Source organism: Anaerovirgula multivorans (assembly GCF_900188145.1).
Lineage (GTDB): Bacteria > Bacillota > Clostridia > Peptostreptococcales > Natronincolaceae > Anaerovirgula > Anaerovirgula multivorans.
Genome location: NZ_FZOJ01000022.1, coordinates 23,053 through 45,044, shown reverse-complemented (window position 1 = coordinate 45,044; position 21,992 = coordinate 23,053). Strand labels below are relative to the sequence as shown.

Here is a 21,992-nt window from a genome sequence, read left to right as displayed (position 1 = left end):
ATAATTTTTTCTATCTTATCTATAAGGATATTTATAAGAAAGACACCAGTCTTAGTGAACAATATAAAATAGACTTAGAGGACGCTAGGTCTTCTAAGTCTGTTTTTCATTATCGGCATGAGTAAAATTCGATGATCAAAAAAAGAATGAGTTTCTATTAAATTGCAGCAATTTTTTCTATAGACCGCATTAATTGTGCAAACTTCTCAGGCTTAAGGGATTGAGCACCATCTGATAGAGCACATTCCGGTTGATGATGTACTTCGATGATGAGCCCATCGGCACCCACAGCAATGGAGGCTTTAGATAGAGGTTCCACCATAGACCATTTCCCAGTGGCATGACTAGGATCAATAATAATCGGTAAATGACTTAGTTCTTTGATTACAGGAACAGCACTGAGGTCTAATGTATTTCTTGTGTAGGTTTCGAAGGTACGAATCCCTCTTTCACAAAGAATGACATTTGGATTACCATTAGCCATAATGTATTCCGCTGACATTAAGAGTTCTTCGATGGTGGCGGATAAACCTCTTTTCAACAAAATCGGTCGTGTGCTTTTGCCGCATCGTTTTAGTAAAGAGAAATTTTGCATGTTCCTAGCACCAATTTGAAGCATATCAGTATATTCTTCAACTACATCAAAGGTATCTTGCCCCATCACCTCTGTTACGATAGGCATGCCAGTGATTTCTTTGGCTTTTTTTAATAACTTCAAGCCTTCCTCCTGCATTCCTTGAAAGCTGTAGGGGGAGGTTCGAGGTTTGTAAGCACCACCCCTTAGCATATGGGCTCCTTCCTTTTTAACCGCATAGGCAATTGTCATCAATTGTTCTTCACTTTCTACAGAGCAAGGCCCTGCCATGATGGTAATATTTCCTCCCCCGATTTTCACACCATCTACTTCAATGACGGTATCCTCAGGGTGAAACAACTTACTGGCAAGCTTGAAGGGATGCTGTACTTTTAAAAGCTTTTCAACATAGGGATTGGCTTCAATTTGACTTGGGTTAATTTTACTGGTATCCCCCACTAAGCCTAATATGCAGTAATTTTCTCCTTGGGTCATATGAACCTCACATCCTAAACTAATCATTTTCTTTTCAATTTTTTCAATGATCTCCTGCGGTGCGCCGGGTTTCATAACAATAACCATAATAACTTCCTCCTTAAATTTTTAAATGTAAATCATTTTTGTTGAAATTTAAATTAAATTAAAAAAGTGGATTCCGTCTAAGAGTCCACTTTATGTACTAAAGTTAGAAGTATAGTTTTTATCCTATACCAGTATGAATGATTGATTCATGCTGTTTCTTAGAAAGATTTCTTTATATTTATTATTTTTCCATGTAAAATAGCTGACGCTAAAAAAGTAGAAGCCCCAGAACCAGAAAAAGTTAAAAGAATAGATATAAAATTGTATATGTTTTCTAGTTTTATCTAACATGGCAAACATCCTTTACATAATGATATAATTATAAAGATAGACGATTCTATGGATATATGATTGGAAATGCTAACATTTTTAAGAACGGATATAAACCGTTCCCTACTACAAAAATTTAGTTGAGTAGGGAATGGTCTGTGACCATTCCTAGATTAGGTTTCTCAGTCACATATCTATATAAAAGCTAATAGGAGTATAGCTTGAGTTATCTATCTCTATTTAATTGCAGCAATTTTTTCTATAGACCGCATCAATCGTGCAAACTTCTCAGGCTTAAGGGATTGAGCACCATCTGATAAAGCACATTCCGGTTGATGATGTACTTCGATGATGAGTCCATCGGCACCCACAGCAATGGAAGCTTTAGATAGAGGTTCCACCATAGACCATTTCCCAGTGGCATGACTAGGATCAATAATAATCGGTAAATGACTTAGTTCTTTGATTACAGGAACAGCACTGAGGTCTAGTGTATTTCTTGTGTAGGTTTCGAAGGTACGAATCCCTCTTTCACAAAGAATGACATTTGGATTACCATTAGCCATAATGTACTCCGCTGACATTAAGAGCTCTTCGATGGTGGCGGATAACCCTCTCTTCAACAAAATCGGTCGTGTGCTTTTGCCGCATCGTTTTAGTAAAGAGAAATTTTGCATGTTTCTAGCACCAATTTGAAGAATATCAGCATATTCCTCTACTACATCAAAGGTGTCTTGACCCATAACCTCTGTTACGATAGGCATGCCAGTGCCTTCTTTGGCTTTTTTCAATAATTTTAAGCCTTCTTCCTGCATTCCTTGGAAGCTATAGGGTGAGGTTCTGGGCTTGTAAGCGCCACCCCTTAGCATGTGAGCGCCTTCTTTTTTAACCGCATAGGCAATTGTCATTAATTGATCTTCGCTTTCTACAGAGCAGGGCCCTGCCATGATGGTAATATTTCCTCCCCCAATTTTCACACCGTCCACTTCAATGATGCTATCCTCAGGGTGAAATAACTTACTGGCAAGCTTGAAGGGATGCTGTACTCTTAAAAGCTTTTCAACATAGGGATTGGCTTCAATTTGACTTGGGTTAATCTTTCTGGTATCCCCCACTAATCCTAATAAACAGTAATTTTCTCCTTGAGATTTATGAACCTCACATCCTAAACTAATCATTTTCTTTTCAATTTTTTCAATGATCTCTTGTGGTGCACCGGGCTTCATAACAATAACCATAATAACTTCCTCCTTAAATTTTAAAATGTAAAATATTTTTGTTGAAATTTAAATTAAATTAAAAAAGTGAACTCCGTCTAAGAGTCCACTTTATCTACTAAAGTTAGAAATATAGTTTTTATCCTATACCAGTATGAATGATTGATTCATGCTGTTTCTTAGAAAGATTTCTTTATATCTATTATTTTTCCATGCAAAATAGCTGGCGCTAAAAAAGTAAAAGCCCCAGTAAAAGTTAAAATAATAGATGTAAAGTTGTGTGTACTTTCTAGTAATGTCTAGCATTAGAATCATCCTTCATAAAGTTGTTTTTTGTTTTATATTAATTATAGTGTATGATTTTCTAAAAATAATGCACACTTTTTCTAAAATTTAATTAATTTTAAATTAAGTTAAATTATAATTATATTATCTTACTCTGTCAATAAGAATTTTTTTTAACTCACCCTAAAAAATTTTAAAAAGAATAATCTGAATATTTTTCTTGACAAAAGTTAGAGAAGGTAATAAAATTTAAAAAAATGAATGATAACAAATTCTAAGATTGGAAAGAGTAAATAAGCTCTAGAGCTACAGCGAGTCAGGGGGGGTGGAAGCCTGATGTGTATAGACTTATTGAATGGTTCCATGAGAAGCAGTGGGAAATCATGAGAGAGTATCACTGGCCGTGGGTTTCACGTTACAGAGACAGGGTATCGAAATAAGCAGTAGCGTTGTTTCCGTACCTGAAAAGAGTGAGATGGTAAATACCATCTAAGATAGGTGGCAACACGGAGTGATAACATTTCGTCCTAAAGAGGGATTGGAGTGTTTTTTTTATTCCTCTTTATCTATTAAGTCATCTATTATGGTATTTCATCTAATTTGGGTGGCAACACGGAATGTAAAGCATTTCGTCCCTGGTTTTAGGGATGAAGTGCTTTTTTTTATCAATTCACGAGGAGGAAGAATTATGATTTATCCATCGTTACAGCAGTTTCAAGAGTTAAGCAATAGCTATAGAATGATTCCAGTTTCAATGGAGATAGAAGGGGATACGGAAACCCCTATTACCCTTTTTAAAAAACTTTGCCAAAGAGGCAACTGCTACTTACTGGAAAGTGTAGAGGGTGGGGAAAAACGAGGACGCTATTCTTATATTGGCAGAAATCCACTAATTACGATAAAGGGTTATGACAATAGAGCCCTCATCCAACAAGGAGGACATAGCTACACTGAAAAGGGGGATGTATTAGAGATTACTAAAAAAATTATGAAGACTTTTGAAGCGCCTTATATGGAGAAGCTGCCAAATTTTACGGGAGGCGCTGTTGGTTATATAGCCTATGATGTGATTAGAAAATATGAAAGACTACCCCATATCAATGAAGATGATCTTCAGGTTCCGGATATTCATCTTCTGATTACACAGGAGGTCATTGTCTATGATCATGTAACACAAAAAGTAATCATCATCGTCAATACTTTGGCAGAAAAAGAAGGAAAAGGAGGTTATGAAACAGCATTAGAAAAATTGAAGTCCATCCAGAAGGAAATATATAAGAACACTTATCGTCTTTACAAAGAAGAAATAGTAAATCTTTCCCCCATAAAATATCTCAGCAATGAAACAAAGGAAAGCTTCATGGAGAAGGTAGTAAAAGCAAAGGAGTACATTAGAAATGGAGACGTTTTTCAGGTTGTTTTATCTCAACGATTACAGGTAGATACGGATTTAAGCCCTTTTCAAATTTATAGAAACTTGAGAAGCATCAGTCCCTCTCCCTATTTGTTTTATATAGACTTTGGAGAATATCAGGTGGCAGGTTCTTCACCAGAGCTTTTAATCAAGGTACAGGGTGATCGATTAGAAACCTGTCCTATAGCAGGCACTAGAGCCAGGGGAAAGACAGTGGAGGAGGATGAAAAACTGGCAAAGGAGCTGATACAGGACGAAAAAGAACTGGCGGAGCATTTGATGCTGGTAGACCTAGCCAGAAATGATATTGGAAAAATTGCAGAGTTTGGCAGTGTTGAGGTAAGTCAGTATATGGAAATATGTAAGTACTCTCATGTGATGCATATCGTATCCAACGTAATAGGGGAAATGAAGAAAAGATTTGACATGTATGATGCGTTGATTTCCTGTTTGCCAGCAGGAACCCTCTCGGGGGCGCCTAAAGTAAGAGCCATGGAAATCATCGATGAACTAGAGAACAAAAAGAGAAGCATCTATGGAGGAGCTGCAGGATACTTCGGGTTTAATGGAAATATGGATATGTGTATTACTATTCGAAGCATTTTGTTTAAGGATCAAAAAGCTTATTTACAAGCAGGAGCAGGTATTGTAGCTGATTCTAATCCAGAGGAAGAATACAAGGAAACTCTTAGAAAGTTAAAAGGGTTGATGGAAACCATAGAAATATCTAAGGAAGTAGCAAAGGAGGGAGTAAGTTGATTGTTATTATTGATAATTATGATTCATTTACCTATAACTTGTACCAATATATAGGAGAAATTAATCCTGATGTGGCGGTCTTTAGAAATGATGCAGTAACGATTGAGGATTTAAAAGAGATGGAGATATCCCATATTATTATCTCTCCAGGTCCAGGATTTCCAAAGGAAGCGGGGATATCTCTAGAGGTTATTCAGCAGTTAGGAAAAGAGATTCCTGTTTTAGGAATTTGCCTAGGGCACCAGGGGATAGGAGAAGTCTTTGGAGGGAAAGTTCTACATGCTAAGGAAATGGTACATGGGAAAACCTCTCTAATCCAACACAATGGAAAAAATATATTTCAAGGAGTTACAACGCCTCTAAAGGCAGCAAGATACCATTCTTTAGTGGTAGACAGGGATACGATACCAGAGGAACTAATGATTACGGCGGAAGGACCAGAAGGAGAAATTATGGGACTCAAGCACAAGGTTTATCCTGTTTTCGGTGTACAGTTTCACCCAGAGTCCATAGCCACAGAGGAAGGAAAGAAGATATTAGAAAATTTTCTATTAATTGGTGGAGGTGAAAAGCATGATTCAATATGCGATTGATAAAGTCATTAGAAAACAACACTTAACAGAAGGTGAAATGATAGAGGTGATGTCTGGCATTATGGAGGGTAAGGCTACCCCTTCTCAAATAGGAGGGTTTTTAACGGCTTTGAGAATGAAGGGGGAAACGGTAGAGGAGATTACAGGGAGTGCCAAGGTGATGAGAGATAAGGCACTAAGGGTAGATATCGATAGAACCTATGCCATTGACACCTGCGGCACCGGTGGAGACCAGGCTAATACCTTTAATATTTCTACAGCAGTTGCCTTTGTGGCAGCAGCAGCAGGAGTGGCGGTGGTAAAGCACGGAAACCGGTCTGTATCCAGCAAATGCGGCAGCGCAGATTTACTAGAGCATTTAGGGGTGAATATAGATTTAACTCCAGATAAGGTACAAGAATCCGTTGAAAAATTAAATATTGGCTTCATGTTTGCTCCAAACTTTCATCAGGCTATGAAATATGCAGTGGCCCCCAGACGAGAACTGGGAGTAAGGACAATTTTCAACATATTAGGACCTTTAACAAATCCTGCTAGAGTACAGGGGCAGGTATTAGGGGTATATGACGAAGCCCTAACGGAAGTAATGGCACAGGTTTTAAAGGGCTTAGGAGCAGATAGAGCAATGGTGGTTCATGGCTTAGATGGTTTAGATGAACTCACCATCACAACAAAAACAAAGGTGAGTGAACTGAAGGATGGAGAGATAAGCACCTACTATGTAGACCCTCGAAGGTTTCATCTACCACTAGCTTCTAAGGAAGAAATACTAGGAGGAGGTCCTGAGGAAAATGCCAGAATTATTCTTAGTATTCTGAGGGGAGAAAGGGGAGCCAAGAGAAATATGGTATTGGTGAACGCGGGGGCCGCCATTTATGTAGGAAAACAAGCGAATTCTTTGGAGGAAGGCATTGATAAGGCACGAGAAGTAATTGACATGGGATTGGCTCTAGAGAAACTAAATCAATTTATTCAGTTAAGTCAGGGGATGAAGCAATGATTTTGGATGAAATTACAGCCTATAAAAGAAAAAAGGTAGAAGAAGAAAAGCAACAGCTGCCTATGAGTTTGCTACTAAAGCAGCTGGAGGATATTGAAGCTCCTAAGGATTTTAAAAAGGCTTTAAAAAGGGAAAAGGGATTAAGTATCATTGCAGAGGTAAAAAAGGCTTCTCCTTCAAAGGGGATCATCAGGGAGGACTTTCACCCTTTGGAGATTGCAGACCTCTATGAAGAAAACAAAGTGGAGGCCATATCGGTACTAACGGAGGATAAGTTTTTTCAAGGGTCACCCCAGTACCTGAAGGAGATAAGACGCAGCACCTCTTTACCACTATTAAGAAAGGACTTCATCATCGATCCTTATCAAATCTATCAATCAAAGTTTTTAGGGGCAGATGCTATTCTATTAATCGCAGCCATTTTAACGGGGAACCAGTTAATAGATTTTCAAAAAATTGCAATGAAGATGGGACTTTACTGTTTAGTGGAGGTTCATACCCAGGAGGAGCTAGAAAAAGTACTGGAAACAGAGGCAGACATCATTGGCATTAATAATAGAAATCTAAAGACCTTTGAAACCACCCTCGACACAACAAAGGAATTAATGGCTATGATTCCAAAGGAAAAAATTATTGTTAGTGAAAGTGGAATCCATGGAAGAAGGGATATGGAGTTTTTAGAAGAGTTTGGAGTAGATGGGGTACTGATAGGTGAAGGTTTGATGAGGGCTTCTTCTATAGGAGAAAAGCTTCGAGAGCTAAGGGGTGAAGCAGTATGACAAGGATAAAGATATGTGGTTTAACAAGGGAAGAGGACATAGCCTATGTCAATGAGCTTAAGCCGGACTATGTAGGATTTGTGTTTGCAACCAGTAAAAGACAGATTACTCCTAAAAAAGCTATAAAACTAATAGAAAAACTAGATAGGAGAATAAAAAAGGTTGGGGTCTTTGTAAATCCTTCCATGGAGGAGGCTAGAAGAATAGCAGAGGCCTGTGATTTAGATGTGTTGCAATTCCATGGAGAGGAAAAGCCTGAAGACATTATAGGCCTTCCACGGGAAACATGGAAATCCTTTAGGATAAAGAATCAGGAGAGCTTCCAGGAATTAGAGGCATATTCAGTAGGAGGTTATTTGTTGGACACTTATGTGAAGGGACAGCAGGGAGGAACTGGAAAAGCCTTTGATTGGAATATAGATTCTGACATAAATAAAAATAAAATGATCATATTGGCTGGAGGACTAAGTTCAGAAAATGTTGAAGAGGCAGTGGAAAAAATGAAGCCCCATGTAGTGGATGTTAGTAGCGGGGTAGAAACCGATGGATGTAAGGATTTTGAAAAGATAAAGAAATTTATAGAAAAGGTGAGGGGATCACATGATAGCTAAAGAATTACCAAAAAGATTTGGAAAGTTTGGTGGACAGTTTGTCCCAGAGACATTGATGAATGCATTAACAGAATTAGAAAGGGAGTTTATTAAGACAAAGGAAGATGCCGAATTTCAAGAAGCTTATAAATATTATGTTAAGGAATACTCAGGAAGACCTACACCTCTATACTATGCTGAAAATCTTACAAAGAAGCTAGGCGGAGGAAAGATCTACCTGAAAAGAGAGGATTTAAACCATACTGGAGCCCATAAAATCAACAATGTAATTGGGCAAGTGCTATTGGCCAGAAGAATGGGAAAAAAACGAATTGTCGCTGAGACAGGAGCGGGACAGCATGGGGTAGCCACCGCCACCATATGTGCCATGTTTGACTTGCAGTGTGAAGTATATATGGGACAGGAGGATATAGAAAGACAGGCATTAAATGTATTTAAAATGGAATTGCTGGGGGCAAAGGTGAATTCTGTTACATCCGGCACAGGAACCCTAAAGGATGCTACCAATGAAGCCATAAGAGATTGGGTAGCAAATGTGGAAGATACCTTTTATGTGATTGGTTCTGTAGTAGGGCCCCATCCTTATCCCACTATGGTAAGAGACTTCCAGAGAATCATTGGAGACGAGGTAAAGGAACAAATTTTAGCAGTAGAAGGAAGATTGCCAGATTATTTAGTGGCTTGTGTTGGGGGAGGCAGCAATGCTATGGGATTATTCTATCCCTTTATTGAGGATAAAGAAGTAGCTATCTATGGCGTAGAGGCAGCAGGTTTAGGGGTAGATACTGATAAGCATGCAGCAACCATTACCAAGGGCACCATGGGGGTAATCCATGGGATGATGACCTATCTACTGCAGGATGATAATGGGCAAATTACGCCGGTACACTCTATATCCGCTGGTTTAGACTATCCTGGTATAGGACCAGAACACGCATATTTCCATGAAATCGGCAGAGTCCATTATGAGGGTGTTACAGATCAAGAGGCGGTAGAAGCATTTCAGTACCTAACGAAGGTAGAGGGAATCATACCAGCATTAGAAAGCTCCCATGCTATCGCCTATTTAATGAAAATGGCGGCTAATACCAGCAAAGAAGATATCATCGTAGTCAATCTATCTGGTAGAGGAGATAAGGATATTCATACAATACGAAAAGTGTTAGGAGGAAAAGAAGATGAAGAGTAGAATAACAAAAAAGTTTGAAATACTAAAAGAGAAGAAACAAAAGGCATTGATTACCTATATAACCGCTGGAGATCCTGATTTAGGAAGTACCCAGCAATTGGTGTTGGAAATGGAGCGGGCGGGGGCAGATATTATTGAACTAGGCATTCCCTATTCTGATCCTTTAGCTGATGGGCCAGTGGTACAAAGAGCTTCTCAACGGGCTTTAGCGGCAGGAGCAGATATTGATGCCATTTTTCAATTGGTTGAAGACATAAGAAAAGAAACAGAGATTCCTCTAGTATTTTTAGTATATTTTAATTGTGTGTTTAAATATGGCTTTGAGAAATTTCTAAATCTCTGCCAAGATAAAGGAATAGATGGTCTGATTATACCAGACTTACCCCTAGAGGAGAGGAGAGAGTTAAAAGAAATGATGAAAAACTATCCGGTTGATTTGATACCTCTAGTAGCTCCAACCTCTGAGGAAAGAATCAAAGAAATTGTAGCGGATGCCAGCGGATTTATATACTGTGTTTCCTCTATGGGGGTTACGGGAAAAAGAGATAAATTTGAAGTAGACTTAGGAAAATTTATTAACCAGGTAAAAACTTATACAGATGTACCAGCAGCTCTAGGCTTTGGTATATCCTCTCCTGAAATGATAGGGAAACTGAAAAATCTTTGTGATGGACTGATTGTAGGAAGCGCAATTATTGAAAAAATTGAAGAGGGTTTAGAGGATCAGACATCGAAGGATAAAGTATTTAACTTTGTTAAAAAATTAGATGAGGCAAAAAATATTGCTTGACAGGTGACATAATATTCAGTAAAGTAATTAATTAAAAACACAGATAACTATATAGATCTAAGCTTCTATACGTTAATAATAATTTACAAGTATATATCTATAACACAAAGGAGAGAAGAAAAATGCAGCAATTTCAGGAAATACTCATAATTGGTATGGGCTTGATAGGAGGTTCTTTATCATTAGCTTTAAAAAAGTCAGGCTATCAGGGTAAGATCATTGGATGTGACTTATCAAAAGAAGCATTGATAGAAGCTAAGGCTATGGGAGCCATTGATGTTGCCTGCGAAGTCCCTCAGGAAGCTGTGAAAAATGCGGACTTGATTGTAATAGCGGTGCCAGTAGGATACTATGATGAAGTATTTAAGGAAATTGCAGCTTATCTCCCTAAAGGTGTTGTGATTACAGACGTAGGCAGTATAAAGGGCTATGTGGAAACAGCTGTTGCTAGGCATTTGCCAAAGGATATTCAGTTTTTAGGGGGACATCCAATGGCAGGCTCAGAAAAAGGAGGCATCAAGGCTGCCACACCTTTTCTTTATGAAAATGCGTACTATTTTTTAACACCAAATGGCAATACCAGAAGAGATACTATTGAAAAGCTAGAGAGTCTGGTGAAAGGCATAGGGGCTTATCCCGTAATTGTGGAGGCCCGTGAGCATGATAAAATTGTAGCACAAATCAGTCACATTCCTCACTTAGCTGCTGTATTGCTGGCTAGTTTATTAGAAAAAAGAAATAGCACCTCCTATATTCCCTTTGTGGGGGGAGGCTTTAGAGATACGACTAGAATTGCTGCAGGAAACCCAAACATGTGGAAGGACATCTTTTTCTTAAATAAAGGGGAAGTGCTAGAAGGAATAAAAACCTTAGAGGGATTGCTTCAAGACTTTAAAAGCAAGTTATTAGAAGGAAAGCAAGAAGAAGTATTAGAAGCCTTAGAAAAAGCCAAGAGTATTCGTGATGGCATTCCCCATACCGCCAGAGATTATATTCCTCCTCTTTATGATCTGATTATCGATGTTCAAGATCGACCAGGGGTACTAGGGGAGCTTACTCAAGTGATTGGTACAAACCATATTAATATTAAAGAGATAGAGATACTACATGCTCGAGAAGGAGAGTTGGGAGCAGTACGAATTGGCTTTTCCTCTAAAGATGAACAGGAAAAAGCACTTATGATATTAAAAAAAGGGAGTTTCCCCTTAACCTATCGTAAAGGAGAGAATGAAGATGTTTGCAACCCACAAAATTCATAAACTAGAAGGAAAAATCACAATACCAGGAGACAAATCTATTTCTCATAGAGCCGTTATGCTCTCAAGTATCAGTAAAGGTACTAGTAGGGTAAGCGGATTTTTGAGAGGAGAGGATTGCTTAAGTACAATTGCTTGCTTTCAAGGATTAGGAATCGAAATTGAAGATAAAGGTGAAGAGATCGTTATAGATGGTAAAGGCTTGAATGGACTGAAGGAGCCGGAGAACGTTTTGGATGCTGGAAATTCTGGAACCACGATGCGACTTCTTTCTGGCATATTGGCGGGACAAGAATTTTTAACCATTGTTACAGGAGACGGCTCCTTGAGAAAAAGACCTATGGCGAGAATTGCCACACCCCTAAGACAAATGGGGGCCACCATAGAAGGTAGAGATAAAGGAAACTTAGCTCCCTTAGTCATTAGGGGAGGCAACCTAAAGGCGATTGACTACGCATCACCTGTTTCCAGCGCTCAGGTGAAGTCGGCCATCCTATTGGCAGGACTTTATAGTGAAGGAAATACTATAGTACGGGAAGAAATTGTTTCCCGAGACCATACAGAAAATATGCTGACCTCCTTAGGCGCCAATATTAAAAGAGAAAATGGTGTAGTAACCTTGGAAAAATCAGAGCTTTTTGGGCAAGACATACAGGTGCCAGGGGATATTTCATCAGCAGCCTTCTTTATGGCAGCGGCTGCTGCAATCCCAGGTTCTCACTTAATCATTGAAAGGGTAGGATTAAATCCTACTCGAACAGGGATTATTGATGTTTTAAAGGCTATGGGGGCGGATATTGAAATAGATAATCTATTTACAAGCGGCGGAGAAGAAATCGGGGACATTATTGTAAAGGGCAAAAAGCTAAAGGCTACAAGCTTAACAAAAGAAATTATGCCTAGACTAATCGATGAAATTCCTGTGATTGCGGTGATAGCAGCAGTGGCAGAGGGTAAAACCACCATTACTGGAGCAGAGGAATTAAAGGTAAAAGAATCCAATCGTATTACTTCCATGGTGACAGAAATGAAAAAACTAGGTATACAGGCGACAGAGCTATCTGATGGCATGGAAATAGAAGGACCTAATGAAATCGGTGGAGGACAGATAGAAAGCTACGGAGATCATCGTATAGCCATGGCAATGGCGATTGCAGGGTTGTTTGCTAATGCCCCTGTAGAAATTCAAAATAGTGAATGCATTGCAGTGTCCTTTCCAGGATTTGAAGAGACATTGAAAGAGATTGCAAAATAGGAAGGAAGGGGTAAGATGGAGTTAGGGTATTTGGGGCCGGAGGGCTCCTATAGTTATATAGCTGCAAAACACTATCTGCCTAAGGGAAATATCATAGCAATGAAGACCTTTCGACAGATTATCACAGCAGTAGAGGAGGGAAGTATTGAAGCTGGAATTCTGCCGATAGAAAACTCTACAGAAGGAGCTGTTACCCAAGTAATGGATGGGTTAATGAATACAGTTGTTTCTAGAATCCAAGGAGAAATGATCCTTCAAGTGAGACTAAATCTATTGAGTATAGGAGAAAATATAAAGGAGCTGCGCTATGTATTATCTCATCCTCAACCATTGGAACAGTGCAGAGAATTTATGGTGAATCATTTTCCACAGGTAGTCCTAAGGCCCTGTGGAAGCACCTCTGAGGCTTGTAAAATAGCAAGGGAAAAAGGTAAGGAATATGGGGCTATCGCCAACAGTTGGGCGGCAGAAAACAATGGTTTAAAAATACTATATAGAGATATACAGGACAATGTTAATAATCAAACTCGATTTGTAATTATTGGTAGAAAAGATACGATACCTACTGGAAGGGATAAAACCTCTATTGCTTTTTCCTTTCATGATGATTTTCCAGGTAGCTTATATAATGTATTGAGGGAATTTGCAGAAGAAAGAATCAATTTAACTCGAGTAGAATCACGACCAGCTAAAACAGAGTTAGGAAAATATATTTTTTACGTTGATTTTGAAGGCCATAAAGAGGCCATAAAGGCTAAGAAGGTATTAAGCAATATTGAAAAGATGACAAATAAGTTAAAGATTTTTGGGTCCTATCCCATAGGAAGGGTCTTTTAAGGAGTGATGTAGGTATGTTTCGATTAATTACCGCTGGAGAGTCTCATGGTAAAGGATTAGTAGGGGTTGTAGAGGGATTCCCAGCCAATGTGAAGATAGACATAGAAGAAATCAATAAAGACTTGGCTAGAAGACAAAAAGGCTATGGTCGAGGTGGAAGAATGAAAATTGAGAAGGATCGGGTGGAAATCCTTTCTGGTATAAGGGGAGGTAAAACCTTAGGAAGTCCCATTTCCTTCCTTATCGAGAATAAAGATTATGAAAACTGGAAACCCTATATGAATCCTGTAGATGTAGATGGAGAAACACGAAAAGTAACAGAACCTAGACCTGGGCATGCGGATTTAACTGGAGCAATGAAATATGGATTTGAAGATGTTCGAAACGTATTAGAAAGAAGCAGTGCTAGAGAAACTGCTGTGCGGGTGGCAATAGGAAGTATAGCCCGACAGCTGTTACAGAACTTTAACATAAAAGTAGTCAGTCATGTAACTGCAATCGGAGAAGCATTCCTTCAAGAAAAAGTTGAAGATATAGAGAAGATAGAGCTGGCGGAAGCTTCGGAGGTACGATGCTGTGATGAGGCAGTAGAATTAGCTATGATAGAAGAAATAAAAAGGGCAAAGGAAGAGGGAAATTCCTTAGGTGGAGTTTTTGAGATTCATGTAACTGGTGTGCCGGCAGGATTAGGAAGCTATGTACAATGGGATAGAAAATTGGATGCAAAACTAGCCTATGCTCTAATGGGAATTCAGGCCATCAAGGGAGTAGAAACTGGTTATGGATTTCAAAATGCTGAAAAGAGAGGTTCTCTTGTTCATGATGAAATCTTTCATAGCCCTGATAAAGGCTATTATAGAGAAAGTAATCATGCGGGAGGTATAGAAGGGGGTATGTCTAATGGAGAAAACATCATGATTCGATGTGCTATGAAGCCGATACCTACTTTGTACACCCCTCTTAGAACTGTGGATATTGAAACAAAGGAAGCTGTTTTGGCAACGGTGGAAAGAAGTGATACCTGTGCGGTACCAGCGGCCTCTGTTGTGGGGGAAATGGTAGCGATTACTGTAATTGCTCAGGAGTTTTTAAACAAATATGGTTCAGATTCTTTGGAGGAGATTACAAAGCGATGGAAAGATTGTTTATAGATTTAAATGATAATAGCTATATGATAAGTATAGATAGAGGCTTACTTGGAAACCTTCAGGATTTCTTAGGAGAAGGGGATAGGTGGGTTATTGTCACTGACGAGAATGTGGATGTTCTATATGGTCAAAAGCTGATGCAACTGCTGAAAGATAGAAAAGTAGAGAAAATTGTTATTCCATCAGGAGAAGGCAGTAAAAACCTGCAGACAGTGGAGTATCTTCTAAAAACTATGCTGGAATACGGTTTAACTAGAAGATCGAAGGTGATCGCATTAGGTGGTGGGGTAGTAGGTGATATAGCAGGATTTTGCGCTTCAATTTATATGCGTGGTATTCCCTTTATTCAAGTGCCAACAACACTATTGGCACAGGTGGATAGCAGTGTAGGGGGAAAGACGGGGGTAAATATGCCACAAGGAAAAAATATCGTGGGAAGTTTTTATCAGCCTCAGACAGTTGTAATCGATGTAGAAACCTTAAGTACTCTTTCGAAAAGGGAGCTAATCAGCGGAATTGGAGAAGTAATCAAATACGGTATTATTTATGACTATAATTTTTTAGAATATATTAATAAAAATCTTTCTAAACTCTTCGCATTAGAAGAGGAAGTGATCATAAAAGTGATAAAAAGATGCTGTGAAATCAAGGCTGAAGTTGTTTCAAAGGATGAAAAGGAGGAAGGGCTCCGTAAAATTCTGAACTATGGACATACCATAGGCCATGCCCTAGAGACAGCCACTCATTATAAAAACTACACCCATGGAGAGGCAGTACTAATTGGAATGTATTATGAAGCCCTTATGGCAAAGAAATTGGGGTACATTGATGAATCCTATTATAAGCAAATCAGTGAAACTATTAGAAAAACAGGGATTTCATTAGAGATATATAGAACCCCTTTGCCTGTATTGATTGATTGTATGATGAAGGATAAGAAAAATAAAGACGGAAAGATATCCTTTATTTTGCCAGAGGGAAAAGGAAAAGTAACAGAAGTGCTATTGACTAGAGAAGAAATAATTAGTATTGCTTAAAAAATTTAATTATGACAAAAAGTTACCTTGACACATTTATAAATATTACGTATAATTTTATTAATATTTTAAAAAATATAAATAATATAGCTTGAAAAGAGGATTACCATGTTAGAGAAAATTAGAAAAGGCTGTCAAAACTACATCTATTATTTTAACTTTTACTGGGGCTTTTATTTTTATAGCGCTGGTTACTTTACATTGAAACTTAATAGATATAGTAAGCTCTTTCTAAGAGATAATTTGGAATATAGATTAGCATGAACATAGTGTAGAAAAATACTAACACTTTTCTATAAACAAAAGGAGATTCTTAGAGGAATCTTCTTTTTTATTTTGGGTAGATAAAGTACTAAATAATTTACAACATAAAATCAAAAAGCTTCAAGGATAATAAATAGGTTCATATATAAATTTATAAAAATGGAGGTTATATTATGGTAATACCGGCAAAACATCAATTAGAAGAGGAAGAAATGGAAAATAAAGAAAGAATAATTAGTAACTTTATTAGAAAACCTTATTTACATGAAGATAATACAGTGAACTATTCCTATCTTATTAAAAAGCTATCTTTAGAGGAAAACAGTGATATGAATAAGAAAAGGACGGTGAGTCCTCTGGACCAAATAGACGTATTAAGAAAAGAGATTGATGAATGTGACAAAGCCTTGGTACAAATTTTTCAACGACGAATGGAACTAGTTATGGAGGTTTTAGATAATAAAAGGAAAAATAACCTACCTATTCTTCATGCACAAAGGGAACAACAAATTTTAGAAAAAGCTCTATCAAATTTAAATGAGAGTCATTTTGCTGATGAAGTAGAGCATTTACTGAGGGAAATATTGAAGATAAGTAGAGGTTTACAATCTAAGAAGCTTTTCCCCTATAATATTGTATTGGTTGGATTCATGGGAACTGGTAAATCTACTGTAGGAAGAGATTTATCCCGAAAGCTAGAGATGGGATGTAGAGATACAGATGCCATGATCCAAGAAAAAGCGGGGATGTCAATAAAGGAGATATTTAAAAAATTTGGTGAAGCCCACTTTAGAAAACTTGAGAAGGAAGTTGTAGCAGAAGTCAGTCAACTTAAAAACACTATTATTTTCTGTGGTGGAGGTGTAGTGTTAAAGGAAGAAAATGTTGAAAACCTAAGACAAAATGGCAAAATCATACTACTTACAGCTCAGCCTGAGACTCTTTATGAAAGAATTAGTCAGGATGATACAAGACCTGTGCTAAAGGGACAAATGAGCCTAGAGGGGATACGGAGTCTGTTAAAACAGAGAAATCAGGCCTACAATGATTCAGCTGATGTGGCTATACAAACTGATGATAAAAGTGTAGATGAAATTAGTACTCAAATCATTACGAAGTTGTATGCTATGGATCAGCATCATGAGAATAGAAATAATTAGAAGTATGCTAAATAAATAGCTTTCAGCAAGTCTTTTGCAGGTATACCTGCAAAAGACTTATTGAAAAAATGAATGAATTTTCAGAAAGAAATTGGCGTAATTAGAATATGAATGATAAACTGAATATAATTCAAAAGTAAGAAAAAAGGTTCTGATTTGTGGGACTATGGGAATGAAGTTAGAGACAAAATGAGACTAAATTCAGTGGGAAGGTGATGAATAGGTTATGATAAAAGAAATAACTCCAGTAGTAATCAAAGGAAGAAGTATCGGTGGGGAAAAGCCTCAAGTATGTGTTCCCTTGGTAGGAAAGACAGAGGAAGAATTACTAAGAGAAGCAGAAGTAATAGCAGATATTAAACCAGATTTAGTAGAGTGGAGAATAGACTTTTTTGACGATGTAGAGGATATTGAAAAAGTTATAAAAGTCCTTGAAAAAATACATAATATACTCTCAAGCTATCCAATGATTTTCACTTGCAGAGCTATAGAAGAGGGTGGCTATAAAGAAATTGACCAGTCAAAAAGAATAAATTTGATTCAAGCTGTTATAGCAACAAAGCTTGTAGATTTGGTAGATATAGAACTTATCAATGGTGCAGACTTAATTAAAGAAGTGCTTCAGCAGGCCCATGAAAATCATGTGAAAGTGATTGTTTCCAATCATGATTTTAGGAAAACTCCCAGCAAAGAAACTATTGTTGAAAGATTAGTAAAGGCCCAGGAATATGGTGCTGATATTGCAAAAATCGCTGTAATGCCAACCAATGAGAGGGATGTTTTAACATTGTTAGAAGCAACGCTGGAGGTTAAAGAGAAGGCTGCTAACATTCCGCTGATTACTATGTCTATGAGTGGAAAGGGTGTCATTAGCAGGATTGCTGGTGGAATATTTGGATCTGCTGTTACTTTCGCCGCTGGCAAGGAGGCATCTGCCCCAGGGCAAATAGCTATCTCTAGGTTAAGGCAAGCTATCGATATATTATATGCTTCTCTGTAGAAAGCTTTTAAAGCAGAGAAAAACTAAAAAGGCAATAGCTCTTCATCTAAAAAGTGAGTGTTGTCAAAAAACCAATAACGGAAATTATACTTATCTACAATTAAGTAAAGTTTGTAACGCTAGTTTTATCAATTTTTTCTTTTTAATTTTTATTTGAAAAATTGATTTAATTTCCTATCGGTTATAAAAAAATGAAAAAAAGTAGGTTAATTACAAAACTATCTTGCATGCTGTTGGTGATGGTATTGGTAATGGCTACAGTTGTAGGCTGTGATACTCAAACAACTGAACCAGCTTCCAGTGGAGAGAAAGAAGTTGAGGGACAGATTAGTTTCCCAGAAAGAGATTTAAATGGAATCATTATGTGGGGAGCTGGAGGAGCAACTGACAACGTAGCTAGAACGATTACACCTTTAGTAGAAAAGCACTTAGGCAAATACATTGTACTTCAAAATAGAACAGGTGCAACTGGGGCCATTGCAACCCAATATGTTTTTGATCAAAAGGCTGACGGATATAACATATTATACGGTGCAGAAAATCCTCAATTGTATGGAGTTCTTGATATATCTAAGCTAAGTTATGATGAGTTTGAAGCCATTAACATATTTGGTAGAGGTGTAGCCATTGTTGTTGTAGCAACTGATTCAAAGTGGGGTACATTGGAAGATGTGTTAACAGAAGCTAAGGCAAAGCCAGGACAAATATTACTAGGTTCAATCGGACCTGGAGGACTTCCCTTTGTAGTATCCTCTCTATTTAAAACTGTAGACGATGTAGAGTTTAACCTAGTGCCATTTGATGGAGAGGGACCTGCTATGACAGCAATGCTTGGAGGGCATGTTGATATTACTATAGCTGGCTTAACAGCAGCGAGAGAAATGTATCGTGCTGGTAGAGTAAAGCCCTTAGCGGTTATTTCTAATGAACCTGTGGTAGGGCTAGAAGAGATACCACCTATCGGTGAGATGATGCCACAGTATCAGCCATATTTACCATGGGGACCTTTCTATGGTGTATTTGTAAAAAAAGAAACTCCTGAAGAAATTAAAGAAGTCTTAAGAGAAGCTTATAGAAAAGGATTTGAAGATCCTAAATTCCAAGAATTCATTGTCGATTTTAGAGCGGTACCAATGGGTATTTCAGGAGAAGAAGCAGCAGAATTTTTGGATAACTGGAGAAGAATTTCCGCATGGTTATTATATGATGCAGAGGGAGCAGATATTTCACCAGAAACCCTAGGAATTGAGCGTGTTAATTAATAGCAAGATAGGGGGATTATTAGTGGAAACAAAAAAATTGAAGGTTGGAGAAAAAGTACTGTGCTATGGTATAGGGCTATTAAGTGTATTTATACTATACCAAGCTTCCAAAATATCGGGGTTTGTTCCTAAACCATCATCTCCAGGAGCTTTTCCACTAATGGTATCTATCGCCTTATGTATATTTAGTCTAGGTATTTGGGGAGAAAGTAGAAAATTCTCCCCAAATCACTTTACTACATTAGGTGAATATTTCAAAGCTATTGGAGAGTTGGTTTTTACTAAAGATATCATTATTATGATTATGTTCTTAATATTATATAGTGTGCTACTGCCACGTTTAGGATTTAATATTGCTACAGTATTATTTCTATGGAGTGGTATAAGCTATTTGACATCAGGAAACTGGGTAAGAAATCTGTTGATTGCTTTTTTGAACTTAGGGGTTATTTTATTAACCTTTAAATTTATCTTTAAAGTGATTCTGCCCTAAGGAGGTTTAAAGATGGATGATGTTATTATGAATATATTTGTACCCCTGCTAAATATAAAATTACTGCTTTTGGTGGCAACTGGTACCTTTGCAGGGATTTATATAGGTGCAATACCAGGACTATCTGTTACGATGGCGGTATCTCTATTGATTTCCTTTACCTTTTCATGGAGTACGCACGAGGCGTTGGCATTGATGATAGGTATTTACTGTGGTGGGGTTTATGGAGGTTCCAGATCTGCCATATTATTAAATATCCCAGGAGCTCCAGCAGCCATAGCAACCGGTTTTGATGGACATCCATTGGCAAAGATGGGGGAAGCAGGAAAGGCTATAGGTGTATCGACAGTACAATCTACACTAGGAGGACTGATTGGTGTTATTGTTTTAGCCGTTGCGGCACCAGCAGTATCCGAGTTTGCGTTAAAGTTTGCACCAAGGGACTACTTTCTTCTTGCAGTTATGGGATTGATGTTGGTAGGTAGCTTAGGTACCAAGTCTACAGCTAAGGGTTTGTTTATGGCAACATTAGGAATTCTCTTAGGTTTAGTAGGAATGGATCCTTTAACAGGACAAGGAAGATTTACCTTCGGCAGTGTCGGACTTATGGGGGCATTAACTATGTTACTGCAATGATAGGTTTGTTTGGATTATCAGAGGCATTGGTACAGGTGAAATCAAGAAATCTCCCTGTTGTAAAACAAAAAATTGAAAAAATTATTCCCTCATGGAGCAGTGTTGTTCAATTCTTACCTCTTTCTATTCGGACGTCTATATTAGGGGTAATTGTAGGAGCATTAATTTTATCTAACATTTTTATGTTGGTTTTTGGATTGACGGGAGTTAAAATATTTACCAAAATTGTTGAAGTACCAAAGGGTATCCTTATACCAGTCATTACTATTCTTTCGGTTATAGGCTCTTATACAATCAATAATAATATTAACGATATTTACTGGATGATTGGCTTTGGTATATTTGGATACATTTTAAAGACCTATGACTATCCTGTAGGGCCGTTGGTTTTAGGAATTATACTAGGACCACTTTTAGATGTGTCTTATAGAAGAGCAGTTATGACAGCTCAGGGAACTATAACTGGGTTTCTGTTAGATATATTGAAAAATCCTATATCTTTAACCCTATTAACAGCAATTATTGTTATGATTTTAGCACAAAATAATATTTTTACGCTTTTGAAAGATAAATTGAAGAGCAAAAATAAAGAATCAGATAGAGAAAATAAAGAAAAATTTATTTAGTAACTAATTAATAAATTGATAAATAATTTTGACTGGTGGTGTTTTGATGAGTTATGCAATTACAGATGAAACAAGATTGACAGGAATCATAGGTACTCCTATAAAGCAAAGTTTTTCTCCAAAAATTCATAACAAAGCTTTTGGACATTTAAATTTGAATTATTTGTACATTCCTTTTGATGTACAGCAACAGTCTTTGGGAAAAACAGTGGAGGCCATGAAAACCCTAAATTTTAGAGGGTTCAATGTCACCATGCCCCATAAACAAGAGATTATGAAGCATTTAGATGGTATTTCTGAAGAAGCAAAAATCATTGGCGCGGTAAACACTGTGGTAAATCAGCAGGGAAACTTGATTGGGTACAATACTGATGGGAAAGGCTATACTAGATCTTTAAAGGAGGAAGGCGTTGCCATCAACAACAAAACCTTTGTGATTGCAGGGGCAGGGGGTGCTGCAAGAAGTGTAGCTATTCAATTGGCTCTAGACGGGGCAAAGAAAATTATTCTTTTAAATAGGACACTTCAAAAGGCCCATGATATTGCTGAACTAATTACAAAAAATATTTCTGATGCCATTATCGAGGTAAATACATTAGAAAACAAAAACTTAGTGAAGGCTCTTGAAGAGGCAGATGTATTAGTGAATAGTACTCCCTTAGGGATGTACTCAGCGAAAGATCAAAGTATCATAGAGGATGAGGAGATAATTCCTGCCGGCTTGGTGGTTTCTGATTTGATTTATAATCCAGCCAAGACCAAATTATTACAACAGGCAGAAAATAGAAAATGTCAAACCGTTAATGGACTTGGAATGTTGATTTGGCAGGCGGCTATAGCTTTTGAGCTATGGACACAAGTACCTATGCCAGTTGATTATGTAAAAAATGCAATATTAAGGGATTAAATATATATAGGCTAAGAGAAAGAAAAGATTAGGTCATCTAGATTTGTA

The 21,992-nt window shown here is 37.6% G+C and carries 20 protein-coding genes, 1 pseudogene and 1 other annotated feature; of the genes and pseudogenes, 19 read left to right on the top strand and 2 right to left on the bottom strand.

Annotated features, from left to right (window positions below):
* Nucleotides 1-157 precede the first annotated feature (157 nt).
* Together aroF (CHB72_RS17870) and aroF (CHB72_RS17865) are read right to left on the bottom strand one after the other, a co-directional pair.
* Nucleotides 158-1,156, bottom strand: a complete 999-nt coding sequence (gene aroF / locus CHB72_RS17870; RefSeq protein ID WP_089284241.1) for a 3-deoxy-7-phosphoheptulonate synthase — start codon at nucleotides 1,154-1,156, stop codon at nucleotides 158-160.
* Nucleotides 1,157-1,662: 506 nt separating this feature from the next.
* The gene (gene aroF / locus CHB72_RS17865) at nucleotides 1,663-2,664 is read right to left on the bottom strand and encodes a 3-deoxy-7-phosphoheptulonate synthase (RefSeq protein WP_089284240.1); all 1,002 of its coding nucleotides are present in this window, start codon (nucleotides 2,662-2,664) and stop codon (nucleotides 1,663-1,665) included.
* Between the two features lie 531 nt (nucleotides 2,665-3,195).
* Nucleotides 3,196-3,461, top strand: a binding site (T-box leader).
* 155 nt (nucleotides 3,462-3,616) lie between these two features.
* Here aroF (CHB72_RS17865) and trpE point away from each other — a divergent pair.
* From trpE to aroE, 19 genes and pseudogenes are all read left to right on the top strand, one after another.
* Nucleotides 3,617-5,101, top strand: a complete 1,485-nt coding sequence (trpE, locus tag CHB72_RS17860) for an anthranilate synthase component I (protein ID WP_089284239.1) — start codon at nucleotides 3,617-3,619, stop codon at nucleotides 5,099-5,101.
* Nucleotides 5,098-5,694: an anthranilate synthase component II gene (locus CHB72_RS17855; RefSeq protein ID WP_089284238.1), complete on the top strand. Its 597-nt coding sequence runs from the start codon at nucleotides 5,098-5,100 to the stop codon at nucleotides 5,692-5,694. The genes trpE and CHB72_RS17855 overlap by 4 nt, the downstream gene beginning before the upstream one ends.
* Nucleotides 5,675-6,694 (top strand): anthranilate phosphoribosyltransferase, encoded by a 1,020-nt coding sequence (trpD, locus tag CHB72_RS17850; protein ID WP_089284237.1) that lies wholly within the window; start codon nucleotides 5,675-5,677, stop codon nucleotides 6,692-6,694. The genes CHB72_RS17855 and trpD overlap by 20 nt, the downstream gene beginning before the upstream one ends.
* Nucleotides 6,691-7,473, top strand: coding sequence for an indole-3-glycerol phosphate synthase TrpC (trpC, locus tag CHB72_RS17845; RefSeq protein WP_089284236.1), 783 nt, complete (start codon nucleotides 6,691-6,693; stop codon nucleotides 7,471-7,473). The genes trpD and trpC overlap by 4 nt, the downstream gene beginning before the upstream one ends.
* Nucleotides 7,470-8,084 (top strand): phosphoribosylanthranilate isomerase, encoded by a 615-nt coding sequence (locus CHB72_RS17840; RefSeq protein ID WP_089284235.1) that lies wholly within the window; start codon nucleotides 7,470-7,472, stop codon nucleotides 8,082-8,084. The genes trpC and CHB72_RS17840 overlap by 4 nt, the downstream gene beginning before the upstream one ends.
* Complete coding sequence (gene trpB / locus CHB72_RS17835) at nucleotides 8,074-9,273, top strand: tryptophan synthase subunit beta (RefSeq protein WP_089284234.1); 1,200 nt, start codon at nucleotides 8,074-8,076, stop codon at nucleotides 9,271-9,273. The genes CHB72_RS17840 and trpB overlap by 11 nt, the downstream gene beginning before the upstream one ends.
* On the top strand, nucleotides 9,263-10,063 hold the full coding sequence (trpA, locus tag CHB72_RS17830) for a tryptophan synthase subunit alpha (protein ID WP_089284233.1): 801 nt from the start codon (nucleotides 9,263-9,265) through the stop codon (nucleotides 10,061-10,063). Before trpB ends, trpA begins: the two co-directional genes overlap by 11 nt.
* 122 nt (nucleotides 10,064-10,185) lie before the next feature.
* Nucleotides 10,186-11,322, top strand: a complete 1,137-nt coding sequence (locus CHB72_RS17825; RefSeq protein WP_089284232.1) for a prephenate dehydrogenase — start codon at nucleotides 10,186-10,188, stop codon at nucleotides 11,320-11,322.
* Nucleotides 11,297-12,574 carry a 3-phosphoshikimate 1-carboxyvinyltransferase gene (aroA, locus tag CHB72_RS17820; protein WP_176431452.1) on the top strand — a complete coding sequence of 426 codons (1,278 nt, stop codon included), beginning with the start codon at nucleotides 11,297-11,299 and terminating at the stop codon, nucleotides 12,572-12,574. The genes CHB72_RS17825 and aroA overlap by 26 nt, the downstream gene beginning before the upstream one ends.
* A 15-nt stretch (nucleotides 12,575-12,589) precedes the next feature.
* Entirely contained in the window at nucleotides 12,590-13,411 is an 822-nt protein-coding gene (gene pheA, locus CHB72_RS17815; protein ID WP_089284230.1) for a prephenate dehydratase, read from the top strand.
* Between the two features lie 14 nt (nucleotides 13,412-13,425).
* Entirely contained in the window at nucleotides 13,426-14,562 is a 1,137-nt protein-coding gene (gene aroC, locus CHB72_RS17810; RefSeq protein WP_089284229.1) for a chorismate synthase, read from the top strand.
* Nucleotides 14,544-15,596, top strand: a complete 1,053-nt coding sequence (gene aroB, locus CHB72_RS17805) for a 3-dehydroquinate synthase (protein ID WP_089284228.1) — start codon at nucleotides 14,544-14,546, stop codon at nucleotides 15,594-15,596. The genes aroC and aroB overlap by 19 nt, the downstream gene beginning before the upstream one ends.
* Before the next feature lie 437 nt (nucleotides 15,597-16,033).
* Nucleotides 16,034-17,020, top strand: a complete 987-nt coding sequence (locus CHB72_RS17800) for a chorismate mutase (RefSeq protein ID WP_089284227.1) — start codon at nucleotides 16,034-16,036, stop codon at nucleotides 17,018-17,020.
* Between the two features lie 226 nt (nucleotides 17,021-17,246).
* The gene (aroD, locus tag CHB72_RS17795; RefSeq protein ID WP_089284226.1) at nucleotides 17,247-18,020 is read left to right on the top strand and encodes a type I 3-dehydroquinate dehydratase; all 774 of its coding nucleotides are present in this window, start codon (nucleotides 17,247-17,249) and stop codon (nucleotides 18,018-18,020) included.
* Nucleotides 18,021-18,211: 191 nt separating this feature from the next.
* Entirely contained in the window at nucleotides 18,212-19,282 is a 1,071-nt protein-coding gene (locus CHB72_RS17790; protein WP_089284225.1) for a tripartite tricarboxylate transporter substrate binding protein, read from the top strand.
* Between the two features lie 22 nt (nucleotides 19,283-19,304).
* Nucleotides 19,305-19,775 carry a tripartite tricarboxylate transporter TctB family protein gene (locus CHB72_RS17785; RefSeq protein ID WP_176431451.1) on the top strand — a complete coding sequence of 157 codons (471 nt, stop codon included), beginning with the start codon at nucleotides 19,305-19,307 and terminating at the stop codon, nucleotides 19,773-19,775.
* A 12-nt stretch (nucleotides 19,776-19,787) separates the two neighbouring features.
* Nucleotides 19,788-20,515: pseudogene (locus CHB72_RS27085) on the top strand (tripartite tricarboxylate transporter permease); the annotation flags it as partial.
* Nucleotides 20,492-21,037, top strand: a complete 546-nt coding sequence (locus tag CHB72_RS27080) for a tripartite tricarboxylate transporter permease (protein WP_408606579.1) — start codon at nucleotides 20,492-20,494, stop codon at nucleotides 21,035-21,037. The pseudogene CHB72_RS27085 and the gene CHB72_RS27080, both read left to right, overlap by 24 nt.
* A gap of 46 nt (nucleotides 21,038-21,083) precedes the next feature.
* Nucleotides 21,084-21,944, top strand: a complete 861-nt coding sequence (aroE, locus tag CHB72_RS17775) for a shikimate dehydrogenase (protein ID WP_089284223.1) — start codon at nucleotides 21,084-21,086, stop codon at nucleotides 21,942-21,944.
* The last annotated feature ends 48 nt before the right edge of the window (nucleotides 21,945-21,992 follow it).

What these genes read in the sequence shown, in the direction of transcription:
- CHB72_RS17825 (WP_089284232.1), top strand. Translation starts at nt 10,186, where the DNA reads ATGCAGCAATTTCAGGAAATACTCATAATTGGTATGGGCTTGATAGGA.
- aroF (WP_089284241.1), bottom strand. Translation starts at nt 1,156, where the DNA reads ATGGTTATTGTTATGAAACCCGGCGCACCGCAGGAGATCATTGAAAAA.
- trpB (WP_089284234.1), top strand. Translation starts at nt 8,074, where the DNA reads ATGATAGCTAAAGAATTACCAAAAAGATTTGGAAAGTTTGGTGGACAG.
- aroE (WP_089284223.1), top strand. Translation starts at nt 21,084, where the DNA reads ATGAGTTATGCAATTACAGATGAAACAAGATTGACAGGAATCATAGGT.
- pheA (WP_089284230.1), top strand. Translation starts at nt 12,590, where the DNA reads ATGGAGTTAGGGTATTTGGGGCCGGAGGGCTCCTATAGTTATATAGCT.
- aroA (WP_176431452.1), top strand. Translation starts at nt 11,297, where the DNA reads ATGTTTGCAACCCACAAAATTCATAAACTAGAAGGAAAAATCACAATA.
- CHB72_RS17800 (WP_089284227.1), top strand. Translation starts at nt 16,034, where the DNA reads ATGGTAATACCGGCAAAACATCAATTAGAAGAGGAAGAAATGGAAAAT.
- aroD (WP_089284226.1), top strand. Translation starts at nt 17,247, where the DNA reads ATGATAAAAGAAATAACTCCAGTAGTAATCAAAGGAAGAAGTATCGGT.
- aroC (WP_089284229.1), top strand. Translation starts at nt 13,426, where the DNA reads ATGTTTCGATTAATTACCGCTGGAGAGTCTCATGGTAAAGGATTAGTA.
- trpD (WP_089284237.1), top strand. Translation starts at nt 5,675, where the DNA reads ATGATTCAATATGCGATTGATAAAGTCATTAGAAAACAACACTTAACA.
- CHB72_RS17790 (WP_089284225.1), top strand. Translation starts at nt 18,212, where the DNA reads ATGAAAAAAAGTAGGTTAATTACAAAACTATCTTGCATGCTGTTGGTG.
- trpC (WP_089284236.1), top strand. Translation starts at nt 6,691, where the DNA reads ATGATTTTGGATGAAATTACAGCCTATAAAAGAAAAAAGGTAGAAGAA.
- trpE (WP_089284239.1), top strand. Translation starts at nt 3,617, where the DNA reads ATGATTTATCCATCGTTACAGCAGTTTCAAGAGTTAAGCAATAGCTAT.
- aroF (WP_089284240.1), bottom strand. Translation starts at nt 2,664, where the DNA reads ATGGTTATTGTTATGAAGCCCGGTGCACCACAAGAGATCATTGAAAAA.
- CHB72_RS17840 (WP_089284235.1), top strand. Translation starts at nt 7,470, where the DNA reads ATGACAAGGATAAAGATATGTGGTTTAACAAGGGAAGAGGACATAGCC.
- aroB (WP_089284228.1), top strand. Translation starts at nt 14,544, where the DNA reads ATGGAAAGATTGTTTATAGATTTAAATGATAATAGCTATATGATAAGT.
- trpA (WP_089284233.1), top strand. Translation starts at nt 9,263, where the DNA reads ATGAAGAGTAGAATAACAAAAAAGTTTGAAATACTAAAAGAGAAGAAA.